Source organism: Streptomyces sp. NPDC045778 (genome assembly GCF_056431945.1).
Genome location: NZ_JBWKJZ010000004.1, coordinates 167,780 through 180,416 on the forward strand (window position 1 = coordinate 167,780; position 12,637 = coordinate 180,416).

The window sequence follows — 12,637 nt, forward strand, 5'->3', positions numbered from 1 at the left end:
TGCGTACAGCCGCATTTCGGGAATCGTCCGTCCTGGTGAGCGGACACGCCGAGGCGTGTCCACGCGCGTGGCCATCACCGCAGGTCACGGACCGTCAGAAAAAACCTGTGGGCGGCGACTCGGATGGCGCAGACCGCCTTTCCCCGCCACCCGTTCGCGCCCGCCCTTTCGCATGCCGCGCGCGCTGCACTTAGCGTTTTCGTACGCGCCACGGACGCGGCAGGAATCGCCGTGGCGAGAGGGGATGCCGAGAGGGGATAGGGAATGTCGACGTCCCAGCCGTCCGAGCCCGCGCAGCAGCCTTCCGCCGCCACCGGGTACGTGGAGGGCGAGGAAGGCGAGGAGGCACGGCCGCGCAAGCGCGCGCCGTGGGGCGCGATGGCGCTGGTGCTGCTCACCGGGCTCGCGCTGATCCGCAACGGCTCCGGCGAGTTCGACGTGGGCCCGCCGCAGCCCGCTTCGGCCGCGGCGGCGGACCGCGCGCCCGCCAAGGACGGCGCCCCGGCGCCCCTGACGTTCGCCGCCGCCGACCGCGTCCGCATCAAGGCGATCCGTGTGGACGCCCCCGTGATGGCGGTCGGGCTCGACACGGAGGGCTGGGTGGACGCGCCGCCGCCGGACGACCCGAATCTCGCGGGCTGGTTCACGGGCGCGGTATCGCCGGGTGAGAAGGGCACGTCCGTCCTCGTCGGGCACGTGGACAACCAGCAGGGTCCCGCGGTCTTCTACGGCCTCGGCTCGCTCAAGAAGGGCAACCGCGTCGAGATCCTGCGCCAGGACCGGCGTACGGCCGTCTTCGAGATCTACGGCGTCGAGGTGTTCGCCAAGAACGACTTCCCAGGTCAGCGCGTGTACGGCGACACGGGCACGCCCGAGCTGCGGGTCATCACCTGCGGCGGCGGCTTCTCCAAGCAGAACGGCTACGACGGGAACGTGGTGGTGTTCGCCCGCCTGGTCGACGTGCGCTGAGCCGCGCCGCCCGCGCCCCCGCCTCCGGGTGGGGGCGCGGCGCTCACACGCGGTAGCGGCTGGGCACCGTGAGGTGGAATCCGGCGTCGAGCAGCTCGGGCAGATAGGCGTCCAGGGCGTGCACGCTCTGGGTGCGGTCGCCGCCCGCGTCGTGGGAGAGGACGACGACGCCGGGGCCCGCGCCGTTCAGGACCCGCCGGACGATGGTGCCGGTGCCGGGGGTGCGCCAGTCGAGGGTGTCGACGGTCCAGGCGAGCGGCTCCATGCCGAGGTCGGCGCCCAGCTCGAAGGCCGCCCGGTTCCAGGCGCCGTAGGGGGCGCGGAACCACAGCGGCGGGGTGCCCACCGTGCGCTCCACCACCTCGCAGGTGCGCTCCATCTGCTCGTGGATCGCGGCCCTGGTCAGGGTGGGCAGGAGCGGATGGCTCCAGGTGTGGTTGCCGATCGCGTGGCCGTCGTCGGCCATCTGCCGCAGCAGGTCCCCGTTGTCCGCCGCCATCTCGCCGCACACGAAGAACATCGCGCGGGCGTCGTAGCGCCGCAGGGTGCGCAGGATGGCCGGGGTGTAGCGCGGGTCGGGGCCGTCGTCGAAGGTCAGGACCATGGCACGGGCGCGGCCCGGCAGGCGCAGGATGGGCGCGCGGCGCACGGCGGGGCGGGCGGGCGCGGCGCGCCGCGGCCCGTGTCCGGTCATGGGCCGCAGCCGGTACGCGGAGGGCTTGCGGGCGCGGAGGGCCTGCGGGCCCGCGGCGGGGGCCCGGGAGGCGGCCGCCCGCCCCGGGGTGTCCGCGCGCTCGGCGCCGACGCAGCCGGTGGCCGCGGCGAGGCCGGCGACGACGGCGCCGCGCAGCAGCGCACGACGCCCCGGAGGCATCTGATCGTCTTTCATGACTAATGCCTCGCACGGCCGAAGGCCCGGCGGTCTCAGCAACGCTGCGGGGGCACGCGAATGCACCCGATGGGACCAGCGCGGGCTCAAGGCGACGCAAGGCGGCCAGGACAGCGCTCCGAAGGGGCGCGAGGCTGAGTCAATTTGCGGCTCCGCCGCGTGGGCGCGACCAGCCACGACGGACCGGCACCCGAGCGACGGCCCGGCACGGCGGTGCCAGCGCAGCGTCACCGGCGGCGGACCAGCGGGAACGGCAGCGTCTCGCGGATGGTCAGGCCGGTGAGGAACATGACGAGCCGGTCGACGCCGATGCCGAGGCCGCCGGTGGGCGGCATCGCGTACTCCAGGGCGTCGAGGAAGTCCTCGTCCAGCTCCATGGCCTCCGGGTCTCCCCCGGCGGCGAGCAGCGACTGCGCGGTGAGGCGCCGGCGCTGCTCGACGGGGTCGGTCAACTCCGAGTAGGCGGTGCCCAGTTCGGTGCCGAACGCGACGAGGTCCCAGCGCTCGGCCAGGCGCGGGTCCGTCCGGTGCTGACGGGTCAGCGGGGAGACGTCGGTCGGGAAGTCCTTGTAGAAGGTGGGCAGCTGCGTCTTCTCCTCGACGAGCCGCTCGTACATCTCCAGGACCACGTCGCCGCGCCCGTCGTCGGCGGTGTACGGCACGTGGGCGCGGTCGCACAGGCGGTGCAGGCCCACCAGCGGCGTGTCGGCGTCGACCTCCTCGCCGAGGGCCTCGGAGAGCGCGCCGTACACGGTCTTGACGGGCCAGGGGCCGGAGATGTCGTACTCGCGGCCGTCCTTGCGGGCGACGGGCGTGCCGAAGGCGGCGGTGGCGGCGCCCTGGATGAGTTCGCGGGTGAGGTCGAGCATCACGTCGTAGTCGGCGAAGGCCTGGTAGGCCTCCAGCATCGTGAACTCGGGGTTGTGCTTGTAGGAGACGCCTTCGTTGCGGAAGGTGCGGCCCATCTCGAAGACCTTCTCCAGGCCGCCGACGCACAGCCGCTTGAGGTACAGCTCGGGGGCGATGCGCAGATACAGGTCGAGGTCGTAGGCGTTGATGTGGGTGGTGAAGGGCCGGGCGTTGGCACCGCCGTGGATCTGCTGGAGCATCGGCGTCTCGACCTCCAGATAGCCGCGGTCGAGCAGGCCCTGGCGCAGCGCCTGCACGGCGGTGGAGCGGGCCCGCACGACGTCGCGGGCGGCGGGGCTCGCGACGAGGTCGAGATAGCGGCGGCGCACCTTGGCCTCGGGGTCGGCGAGGCCGCGGCGCTTGTCGGGCAGCGGGCGCAGGCACTTGCCGGTGAGCTGCCAGGAGGTGACGAAGACGGTCAGCTCGCCGCGGTCGCTGCGGCCGACCTCGCCGGTGGCGGTGACGTGGTCGCCGATGTCGGTGCGGGCGGTGAAGGCGTCCAGGACGACGGGGCCCGAGCGGTCGCGGGTGAGGGCGAGCTGGAGGTCGCCCGACCAGTCGCGCAGGACGGCGAAGACGACGCCGCCGAAGTCGCGCACCAGCATGACGCGGCCCGCGACCGTGACCCGCTCGCCCGCCAGGTCCGGGCGGACCGCGGCCAGTTCGTGGGTGCGCGGCGGGATGCCCACCGGGTAGGGGTCGACGCCTTCGGCGCGCAGCCGCTCCAGGGCCCGGTGGCGGATGCGGACCTGCTCGGGCAGCGCCTCGACGGGGTCGAAGCGGGCGCCGGAGCGGCCGCCGAGGCCGAGCGCGGCGATGGAGGGCAGGCCCTCGGTGGTGGCGGGCTTGGTGACGCCCCGGGGCTTGTGGCCCTTGCCCCAGAGCTTGCGCAGCGAGGGCACGGAGACGAAGCCCTCGGCGATGCCGGAGGCCAGGCCGATGCGGGCGAGGGAGCCGGTGTCGCCGTAGCAGAGGAACCTCGGGTACCACTCGGGGTGGTACTTGGCGTTGGAGCGGTACAGGGCCTCCAGCTGCCACCACTTGGAGAAGAAGAGCAGCAGCTTGCGCCACAGGCGCAGGACGGGGCCCGCGCCGATGCGGGCGCCCTCCTCGAAGACGGAGCGGAACACCGCGAAGTTCAGTGAGATCCGGCGCACGCCGAGCTTGGGCGCCACGGCGCACACCTCGGCGACCATGAACTCCATGACGCCGTTGGGCGCGCTGCGGTCGCGGCGCATCACGTCGAGCGAGATGCCGTCCCTGCCCCAGGGCACGAAGGACAGCAGGGCAAGGAGTTTGCCGTCGGGGTCGAGGGCCTCGACGAGCAGGCAGTCGCCGTCCTCGGGGTCGCCGAGCCGGTCGAGCGCCATGGAGAAGCCGCGCTCGGTCTCGGTGTCCCGCCAGGCGTCCGCCTTGTCGATGATCGCCTCCATCTCCTCGTCGGTGAGGGAGGCGTGGCGGCGGACGCGAGCGGTGGCGCCGGTGCGCCGGACCCGGTTCACGGCCTGGCGCGTGACGCGCATGTCGCGGCCGTCCAGGTCGAAGTCCGGCACGTGCAGGATGGCCTCGTCACCGAGTTGGAGCGCCCCGAGCCCGGCCCTGACGAAGGCCGTCGCGCCGTCCTCGGACGCGCCCATCACGGCGGGCGCCCAGGCGTACCGCCGGGCCACGTCCAGCCAGGCGCCGATGGCGTGCGGCCAGGCCTCGCGGTCGCCGACGGGGTCGCCGCTCGCCAGGCACACGCCCGCCTCGACGCGGTAGGTCACGGCGGCCTTGCCGCTGGGCGAGAAGACGACGGCCTTGTCGCGCCGGGTGGCGAAGTAGCCGAGCGAGTCCTGGTCGCCGTAGGCGCCGAGCAGGGCGCGGATGCGGGGTTCCTCGTCGCCGTGCAGGGCGGCTTCCATGCGCTGGGAGCGGAAGAGGGTGGCGGCGGCGTTGAGCAGCGCGAGGGCGCCGAAGAGGCCGAGGAAGAAGTACAGCGGGCGCGGCGGCGAGCCGGCGAAGTAGTCGTGGCCCTGCAAGAGGCCGCCGCAGACCCGGTTCGCCGCCCACAGCAGCCGCTCGCCACGGGGCAGCGTGCCGGGGAACAGCTCGACGAGGCCCCAGCCCAGGAGGACCGCGATGCCGAGCCCCGCGGCGAGCACGGCGACGGCCCGCCACAGGGCGCCGCGGCGCGAGTCGGCGTAGAACTCGGCGCGCGCCAGGATCAGCACGACGAGGGCCGCGCCGCAGACGACGAAGGACGGCAGCGACTCACCCCAGTAGCCGAGGGCGAAGCCGAGGACGTCGAAGGCGACGAGGAGGCCCAGATAGACCACCACGAGCCACCAGGCGACCTTCTTGCGGGCCGCGGTGGCCGCGGCGAGCAGGAAGAGGAAGACGGCGTAGGCGAGGTTCGGGCTGACCGGCACGGTGAGCTGGTCGAGGAAGCGGATGACGGGCCGCAGCAGCCTGCGCAGCGGCGCGATCACGGCGAGCACCGCGCAGCACAGGCCGAGGACGCCGAAGAAGGCCGCGAACACCTCGGGCACGCGGTGGAGGCCGCTGACGCGGAAGCCGCCGGGGCGCGTGCCGCCCGGGGCGCCCGGCTCGTGCACGGTGGCGCTCATGGTCACGACTCTAGGAACAGGTGGGGCGCGCCGCCCGTCGAGCGCGGGCAGAGCCCACGCCGTCGCTGCCGGGGAGGCCCGCGAAGGCCGCCGGACCTCGGAACCAGGTCCTCCGATAGCCTCGGAGGCGTGACCGAAGAGCCCACGCAGCAGCCGTCCCAGCAGTTCGAACGGGGCACCGACGGCCCCAAGGTGATCGTCGTCGGGGTCGACGGCTCGGATTCCTCGCTGCGCGCCGCAGCGTATGCCGGAGGCCTGGCCCGGCGGCAGCGGGCGCTGCTCGCCGTCGTGTACGTCCAGCCGGTGCTCGCGGCGGGCGTCGCGCTCGGGGCGCCGGTCGCGGAGGTCACCGACGAGATCGCCGAGAGCCTGATCGCCGAGATCCGGGACGCCACGGAGCGCGTGAAGGGCATATTCGACGTGCGCTGGGAGTTCCACACCTTCCGCGGCGACCCGTACAACGGCCTGGTCACGGCCGCCGACGAGCTGAAGGCCGACGCCGTCGTGGTGGGCGCGTCCGAGCAGGCGGGCCACCGCATCGTGGGCTCGGTCGCGGTGCGCCTGGTGAAGTCGGGGCGCTGGCCGGTCACCGTGGTGCCGTAGGGCCGACCGGGGGAACCTCGTCCGTGCGAAGGGGGCGTGCCGACGCGTGGTGCGTGGTGTCTTCCGTGCCGGGTGCGCCTGAGCCAGGATGATCCGCCAGCAGCCGACCGCCGCCAGCGAAGAGGTGAGGCTCATGGCCGGACTACGGATGGGGCAGGGCGTCCTGCGGCGCAAGCCCATCGAGCAAATCGACGACACCGAAGCCACCGAGGCGGGGGGCGGGGGCACGCAGCTCACCCGCTCCCTCGGCCTGTGGCAGCTCACCGCGATCGGCGTCGGCGGCATCATCGGCGCCGGCATCTTCACGCTCGCCGGCACCGTGGCGAACGAGAAGGCCGGGCCCGCGGTCCTGATCTCGTTCCTCATCGCGGGCGTCGCCAGCGCCGCCGCGGCGTTCTCGTACGCGGAGTTCGCGGGCCTGATCCCCAAGGCGGGCTCGGCCTACACCTACGGCTACGCGGTGCTCGGGGAGATCACCGGCTGGTTCATCGGCTGGGACCTGCTGCTCGAGTACACGGCGATCGTGGCGGTGGTCGCGATCGGCATCTCCGGGTACTTCAACTTCCTCCTGAACGAGATGGGCGCGGACCTGCCCGACTGGATGCTGGGCGCGCCCGGCACGGGCGGCGGCCACAAGGTCGACCTGTTCGCCGCGGTCCTGTGTCTGTTCATCGCGTACATGCTCACCCTCGGGATCAAGAACGCGGCGCGCTTCGAGATGATCATCGTGATCCTGAAGGTGCTCGTCGTCCTGCTCGTCATCGGCGTCGGTTTCTTCCACGTCGAGACCGGCAACTACGCGCCGTTCTTCCCCTTCGGCGTCAGCGGCGCCTTCACGGGCGCGGCCACGGTGTTCTTCGCGGTCTTCGGTTACGACGCGATGAGCACGGCCGCCGAGGAGTCCAAGGACGCGCAGCGCCACATGCCGAAGGCCATCCTGTACTCGCTCGCCATCTCGATGGTCCTGTACGTCCTGGCCTGCCTGGTCCTGACGGGCATGCAGGACTACAAGGACATCGACCCCGAGAGCGGCTTCTCCTCGGCGTTCAAGGCGGTGGGCCTGAGCGGGCTCGCGGACGTGATCGCGGTGGGCGCGATCATCGGCATCCTCACGGTGATGTTCACGTTCATGCTGGGCTGCACGCGCGTGTGGTTCTCGATGAGCCGCGACGGGCTCCTGCCGAAGTGGTTCGCCAAGACGCACCCGACGCGGCACGTGCCGACGCGGGTGACGTGGATCGTCGGCTTCGCCTCGGCCGCCATCGCCGGTTTCCTGCCCATCGGCGAGGCGGCGGAGCTGACCAACATCGGCATCCTGCTGGCCTTCGTCGTGGTGTGCGTCGCGGTAATCGTGCTGCGCTACAAGCAGCCCGACCTGCCGCGCACGTTCCGCTGCCCGGGGATGCCCGTGGTGCCCGCGATCGGGGTGGTCTTCTCGATCTGGCTCATCACCTTCCTCCAGTGGCAGACCTGGGCCCGCTTCGCGGTGTGGTTCGCGGTGGGCCTGGTGGTGTACTTCGCGTACTCGTACCGCAAGTCGGAGCTGGCGAAGAGCGAGCGGGGCGGGCCCCGGGACCCGGGGCAGAGCGCCTGAGCGGCCTCAGGGGGTGAGGAGGTCCCCGACGGCGCTCAGGAGCCCGCCGACGACGGCGCCGACAAAGTCCACCACCCACTGCCCGAGGTCGGTCGGGACGACCAGGACGACGAACAGCAGTACGACACCTGCCATCAGCAGGTCCCCCGGCCGGCCGCCGGTCAGGGCGTGGCCGCGTACGCGCAGCACGATGATGACGGCCAGCAGGAACGCCACGTTGATCGACAGACTCACCCGGCAGGCCTCCCGTCAGGCGCGGCACCGGTCGTGCCCCACCCTTCCTGCATAGCCACCGCCGGGCGCCGAGGGGGGTGCTTTACCCGTGATTGACGGGGAAAAGCCACCCCGAGGCTGGAATCGCCGGACGCCTGGGCGAGGGCCCGCGCCCCTGGGGCCTCAGGGGGCGGCCCTCACTTCCCCATCACCAGACCGTCCTCGGCGGCGCCGCGGCTCAGCACGACGCGGCGGATGCGGTCGCGCACGTCCCGTACGTCGGCGCCCCGGTCCAGGGCGGCGTTGAGGTTGACCACGCGTCCGGCTCCGGTGTCGAACCAGTGCGGGACGAACTCGGCCTTGGACACCTCCCAGCGGCCTCCGGGCGCGCGCGGCGGGGCGAAGGTGAAGCGGCCGACGGTGCCCTGGTTGCCGCGCGGGTCGTGGACGCCCGCGTGGTTGATCATGTCGCCCGCGATCTGGTCGCCCATGCCGTAGATGACCCAGGTGCCGTTGACCTTCTCGTACGCCTGCGGGACGTGGGCGTGGGTGCCGAGGATCAGGTCGATGTCGGGGCGGCCCGCCGTGCGCGCGGCCGTCAGCTGGCGGCCCAGGCGCAGCTGCTGGCGGTCGGGCGCGTCCTGCCACTCGGAGCCCCAGTGCAGCGAGACGACGACCACGTCGGCGCCCGCCGTCCGGGCGGCGCGCGCGTCGGCGAGGATGCGCTCGCGGTCGATGAGGTTCACCGACCAGGGCCTGCCCTCGGGCAGGGGGATGCCGTTCGTGCCGTACGTGTAGGCCAGTTGGGCGACCTTCGCGCCGCCCGCGCGCAGCCAGGCCGGAGAGCGGCCCTCGGTGGCGGTGCGGCCCGATCCGGCGTGCTTGATGCCCGCCTTGTCGAGGGCCGCGAGGGTGCGGTGGATGCCCGGGGTCCCGGCGTCGAGGGTGTGGTTGGAGGCGGTGGAGCAGGAGTCGTAGCCGGTCGCCTTGAGGCCGGTGGCCACCTGGGGCGGGGACTTGAAGGTGGGGTAGCCGGTGTAGTCGCCGTGCGCGCCGTACACCGTCTCCATGTGGCAGATCGCCAGGTCGGCCGGGGAGACGACGGGCCGGGCGCCCGCGAGCATCGGCGCGAAGTCGTAGCCCTCGCCACCCGCGTCCGCCCGGGCGGTACGGATGATCGAGGCGTGCGGCAGGACGTCGCCGGAGGCGACGAGTGTGAAGGGGCGGGCCGCGCCCTTGCTGCCGCCCGCCGCGGACAGGGCGGGCGCGGGCCGCTGCCCGTCCCGCCGCCCTTCGGGGCCTGGCGCGTCAGGGGCGCCGCAGGCCGCGGCGGCGACGGCCACCGCCGCCGCGAGGAGGGCGAGGGCCCGGTGGGGGGACCGAGGGGGCGGGTCGGCGGCCCTGGTGCGCTGTGTCATCGGCCTGTCTTCCATATGAGGGGAAATCAGATAAACAGATACAGACCGTGAGACATGGGGTGGTCAAGAAGCGATGCCGCCCATATCACTGAAATGGACCTCAACGCAGAGTGATCTGAGCGGAAAAACACAGAGGCGCCGACCTGCGACGAAACCGGGTGAATGGTCAAGGGTCGGCAAAGTGCCTTGCTCAGCACCCCCGTTGGGTAATCGTCTTGGCTCATCCGTGTTCCGGGTTGGGGGGCCAGAAGCCGGTGACGCACACACGGAGCCTCGGAAGCTAGGAAGGCGGAGCGTGATGCTGCACGAGAGCACGGGCGGCACCGGAGGCACCGGCGGAGACGAGCTGACGGTGCCGATGGCGTGGCTGTACGCCGAGTACATCGCGGACGAACTGCTCCGCACGGGCGACCTGATGCCACCCACCTCGTTCGAGTACCGGGCGGGGCGCGACGCGCTCGCGCTCACCATCTTCCTGTCGGACACGCGCGGCGAGCTGTCCGGCATCCGCGTGGTCTCGCAGCTGGAGACCTGGCTGTCCCTGACGGCCCACGACGGGGAGTGGCAGGACTGGGTGCGCGAGCGCATGGACGGGCGCACCGCCGACGCGATGGCCGCGCGCGGACCCGCGCCCGACCTCGTCCTCGCCGAGGCCGCGTGGCGCTGGCTCGAGGAGACCGAACTCCTCGCGCCGGACCTTGACGCGGTGCCCGGCGGCGGCCCGGGGCCCGGCGAGGACGACGTGCCGAAGGTGTGGACCCCGGCGTGGCAGCTGGGCCTGCCGCTCGGCCACTTGGCGATCCAGCTCTTCTGACGCGGGCGTGCGGCACGGGGGCGGCTCCCGGCCCGTTGAGTGATGCGGCGGCGTTTTCCGTACCGGAGGACAGGCACGGAGCACCCCACCGACAAGGAACGCCATGAGGTCCCTGGAGCGGCACCGCGACGCCGGAGCCTACGCGCTCGGCGTCCTCGACCGAGCGGACGCGTTCCGCTTCGAGGACCACCTCACGGACTGCCCGCGCTGCCGCGCCGACCTCGACGAACTCGCTCTGCCCGCCCGCTTGTTGCTCGGCCACGGCCGCGATCTGCCGCCCGCCCCCGGCCCGCTGCTGCTCGACCGCGTCCTCGGCGAGGCCGCCCGCACCCGCCGGATCCGGCGCAGGCGGTGCCTGGGCGCCCTCGCGGCCGGCCTCGCGCTCGCCGTGGCCGTCCCCGCGGCGGCCGTGCTCACCCCGGACGGGCCCGGTCCGCTGCGCGCCGCCGCCGCCGACGCGCGCGGCGAGATGGCCGCCGTGCTCACCGCGCGCGCGTACGCCGGGGGCACCGCGGTCGACCTGCGGGTGCGGGACGCGCCGCGGGGGCGCGCCTGCGTGCTCGTCGCCGTGGGCGTCGACGGCTCCGAGGAGACCGTGACGACGTGGCGGAGCACGGGGCGGGCGCTGACGACGCACGGCGGCACGGGGCTCGGCCCCGACCGCGTCGACCACTTCGAGGTACGGGCCGCCGACGGCACCGGGCTGCTCACCCTCCGCCCCCGCTGACGCGGGGCAACCCCGGCACAGGGGACCGGGGTTGCCTCTCCCCCCGGGCCGGCGCGCGCGGGCTACTTCAGGAGCCGTGACATGCGGCGGTCGGCCAGGGGCTTGCCACCGGTCTGGCACGTCGGGCAGTACTGGAGGGAGGAGTCCGCGAAGGACACCTCGCGGATGGTGTCGCCGCAGACCGGGCACGGCTCGCCGGCGCGGCCGTGGACGCGCAGGCCCGACTTCTTCTCCGCCTTCAGGCGGGCGGCGGCCAGGCCGTGGGCGCGGGCCACGGCCTCGGTGAGGGTGGCGCGCAGGGCGGCGTACAGCCGGCTCGTCTCCTCGGCGGTGAGCCGGTCCGCACGCTTGAAGGGGGACATGCGGGCCGCGTGCAGGATCTCGTCGCTGTAGGCGTTGCCGATGCCCGCGATCAGGCTCTGGTCACGCAGGGCGCCCTTGAGCTGCCGCCGCTCGGCGGCGAGGAGTCGCGCGAAGCGGTCCTCGGTGAAGCCCGCGGCCAGCGGGTCGGGGCCCAGGCGGGCGATGCCGGGCAGCGCGGTGGGCGCGTCCGTCACGTACACCGCGAGGCGCTTCTGCGTCCCGGCCTCCGTCAGGTCGAAGCCCGCTCCGGTCTCCAGGGCCACGCGCAGCGCGAGCGGGCCCTTGCCCGGCCGGGGCGCGCCGCTCGGCAGCGGGTCCTGCCAGCGCAGCCATCCCGCCCGCGCCAGATGCGTGACGAGCCACAGGCCGCCGGTGTCGACGGCCAGGAACTTGCCGTGGCGTGCCACCCCGGTGACGGTGCGGCCTTCGAGCGCCGTCACCGGCGGGTCGTACGTCTTCAGGACGCTCACCGCGACGGGCAGCACGCGGACGATCTCGTGCCCGGTCAGCTCCTCGTCGAGGAACTCCCGCAGCGCCTCGACCTCCGGCAGTTCCGGCATCGCTCACCTCTCCTCGCGCCGCGTGCCCCTCCCGGCATCCTCACGCCGCGGGGCGCGCGCCGCATCCCCGGGCCGGTTCCGCTCTCCCCTGTCGAGGGCGCGCACCGTCCCGGCGCGGTGCAGCTTGTCGGGGTTGCGCATGCCGTACAGGCCGGTGATGCGGCCGTCGTGGATCTCGAAGGCGAGCAGCCAGTCGAGCACGCCGTCGACGACGAAGCGGGCCGCGGGCATGCCGTTGTACGTGGCGTGCTCGAAGCGGGTCGTGTCGGTGCCCGCGCGGGCCACGCCGAGGGCGAACCGGGCGACGTCCTCGCGCCCGGTGATCGGGTGGCGCGCGGCGGTGGCCTTGCCGCCGCCGTCGGAGAGCACCACGACGTCGGGCGCGAGCAGGTCCATCAGCGGCTGGACCTCACCGCTCGCCGTCGCGAGCAGGAAGCGCCGGACGACGTCGCGGGTCGCCGCGGACCCGGGCTCGAAGCGGCGCCGCCGGGCGTGCACGTGGCGGCGGGCGCGATGGGCGATCTGCCGGACGGTGACCTCGGTCTTCCCGACCGAGGCGGCGATCTCGCCGTGCGTGTAGCCGAACACGTCGTGCAGGACGAACACCGCGCGCTCGGTGGGGTTCAGGGTCTCCAGGACCAGCATCATGGCCATCGACACCGACTCGGCGAGGATCGCGTCGTCGCTCACCTCGGGCGCGGTGCGGATCGGCTCGGGCAGCCACGGGCCGACGTAGTCCTCGCGGCGCGCGCGGACCGAGCGCAGGTGGTTGAGGGCCTGCCGGGTCACCACGCGGACCAGGTAGGCGCGCGGGTGCTCGACGTCCGCCGGGTCGACGGCGCTCCAGCGCAGATAGCTCTCCTGGAGCACGTCCTCGGCGTCGTCGGCGCTGCCCAGGATCTCGTAGGCGATGGTGAACAGCAGCGGGCGGTGTGTGGTGAAGGCGTCCTCGGCCATGCGGCTCCTTTC

At 73.4% G+C, this 12,637-nt stretch carries 11 protein-coding genes; 5 read left to right on the top strand and 6 right to left on the bottom strand.

What is annotated here, in order from left to right:
• Positions 1-378 precede the first annotated feature (378 nt).
• The gene (locus AC07GB_RS06840) at positions 379-969 is read left to right on the top strand and encodes a class F sortase (protein ID WP_478842686.1); all 591 of its coding nucleotides are present in this window, start codon (positions 379-381) and stop codon (positions 967-969) included.
• A 43-nt stretch (positions 970-1,012) separates the two neighbouring features.
• Here the strand turns inward: AC07GB_RS06840 and AC07GB_RS06845 are convergent, their stop codons facing one another.
• Entirely contained in the window at positions 1,013-1,858 is an 846-nt protein-coding gene (locus AC07GB_RS06845) for a polysaccharide deacetylase family protein (protein WP_478842329.1), read from the bottom strand.
• A gap of 227 nt (positions 1,859-2,085) precedes the next feature.
• Complete coding sequence (gene lysX / locus AC07GB_RS06850) at positions 2,086-5,376, bottom strand: bifunctional lysylphosphatidylglycerol synthetase/lysine--tRNA ligase LysX (RefSeq protein WP_478842331.1); 3,291 nt, start codon at positions 5,374-5,376, stop codon at positions 2,086-2,088.
• Between the two features lie 129 nt (positions 5,377-5,505).
• On the opposite strand from lysX, the gene AC07GB_RS06855 reads away from it, so the two are divergent.
• On the top strand, positions 5,506-5,979 hold the full coding sequence (locus tag AC07GB_RS06855; RefSeq protein WP_478842333.1) for a universal stress protein: 474 nt from the start codon (positions 5,506-5,508) through the stop codon (positions 5,977-5,979).
• Between the two features lie 133 nt (positions 5,980-6,112).
• Positions 6,113-7,573, top strand: a complete 1,461-nt coding sequence (locus tag AC07GB_RS06860; protein WP_478842335.1) for an amino acid permease — start codon at positions 6,113-6,115, stop codon at positions 7,571-7,573.
• A 6-nt stretch (positions 7,574-7,579) separates the two neighbouring features.
• Here AC07GB_RS06860 and AC07GB_RS06865 read toward each other — a convergent pair whose 3' ends face one another.
• Both AC07GB_RS06865 and AC07GB_RS06870 read right to left on the bottom strand, forming a co-directional pair.
• Positions 7,580-7,807: a hypothetical protein gene (locus AC07GB_RS06865; protein WP_478842337.1), complete on the bottom strand. Its 228-nt coding sequence runs from the start codon at positions 7,805-7,807 to the stop codon at positions 7,580-7,582.
• A gap of 176 nt (positions 7,808-7,983) precedes the next feature.
• Entirely contained in the window at positions 7,984-9,204 is a 1,221-nt protein-coding gene (locus AC07GB_RS06870; protein WP_478842339.1) for a CapA family protein, read from the bottom strand.
• A 298-nt stretch (positions 9,205-9,502) separates the two neighbouring features.
• Between AC07GB_RS06870 and AC07GB_RS06875 the strand changes: the two genes are divergently transcribed.
• Both AC07GB_RS06875 and AC07GB_RS06880 read left to right on the top strand, forming a co-directional pair.
• Positions 9,503-10,018 (top strand): hypothetical protein, encoded by a 516-nt coding sequence (locus AC07GB_RS06875; protein ID WP_478842341.1) that lies wholly within the window; start codon positions 9,503-9,505, stop codon positions 10,016-10,018.
• Positions 10,019-10,121: 103 nt separating this feature from the next.
• Positions 10,122-10,745, top strand: a complete 624-nt coding sequence (locus tag AC07GB_RS06880) for a zf-HC2 domain-containing protein (protein WP_478842343.1) — start codon at positions 10,122-10,124, stop codon at positions 10,743-10,745.
• A 62-nt stretch (positions 10,746-10,807) separates the two neighbouring features.
• On the opposite strand, the gene AC07GB_RS06885 is transcribed toward AC07GB_RS06880, so the two are convergent.
• Both AC07GB_RS06885 and AC07GB_RS06890 read right to left on the bottom strand, forming a co-directional pair.
• The gene (locus AC07GB_RS06885) at positions 10,808-11,668 is read right to left on the bottom strand and encodes an Fpg/Nei family DNA glycosylase (RefSeq protein ID WP_478842345.1); all 861 of its coding nucleotides are present in this window, start codon (positions 11,666-11,668) and stop codon (positions 10,808-10,810) included.
• Between the two features lie 3 nt (positions 11,669-11,671).
• Complete coding sequence (locus AC07GB_RS06890) at positions 11,672-12,625, bottom strand: RNA polymerase sigma-70 factor (RefSeq protein ID WP_478842347.1); 954 nt, start codon at positions 12,623-12,625, stop codon at positions 11,672-11,674.
• Positions 12,626-12,637: the final 12 nt, after the last annotated feature.

Coding starts and splice junctions, on each gene's coding strand:
- AC07GB_RS06840 (WP_478842686.1), top strand. CDS start 379: ATGGCGCTGGTGCTGCTCACCGGGCTCGCGCTGATCCGCAACGGCTCC.
- AC07GB_RS06845 (WP_478842329.1), bottom strand. CDS start 1,858: ATGAAAGACGATCAGATGCCTCCGGGGCGTCGTGCGCTGCTGCGCGGC.
- lysX (WP_478842331.1), bottom strand. CDS start 5,376: ATGAGCGCCACCGTGCACGAGCCGGGCGCCCCGGGCGGCACGCGCCCC.
- AC07GB_RS06860 (WP_478842335.1), top strand. CDS start 6,113: ATGGCCGGACTACGGATGGGGCAGGGCGTCCTGCGGCGCAAGCCCATC.
- AC07GB_RS06870 (WP_478842339.1), bottom strand. CDS start 9,204: ATGACACAGCGCACCAGGGCCGCCGACCCGCCCCCTCGGTCCCCCCAC.
- AC07GB_RS06875 (WP_478842341.1), top strand. CDS start 9,503: ATGCTGCACGAGAGCACGGGCGGCACCGGAGGCACCGGCGGAGACGAG.
- AC07GB_RS06880 (WP_478842343.1), top strand. CDS start 10,122: ATGAGGTCCCTGGAGCGGCACCGCGACGCCGGAGCCTACGCGCTCGGC.
- AC07GB_RS06885 (WP_478842345.1), bottom strand. CDS start 11,668: ATGCCGGAACTGCCGGAGGTCGAGGCGCTGCGGGAGTTCCTCGACGAG.
- AC07GB_RS06890 (WP_478842347.1), bottom strand. CDS start 12,625: ATGGCCGAGGACGCCTTCACCACACACCGCCCGCTGCTGTTCACCATC.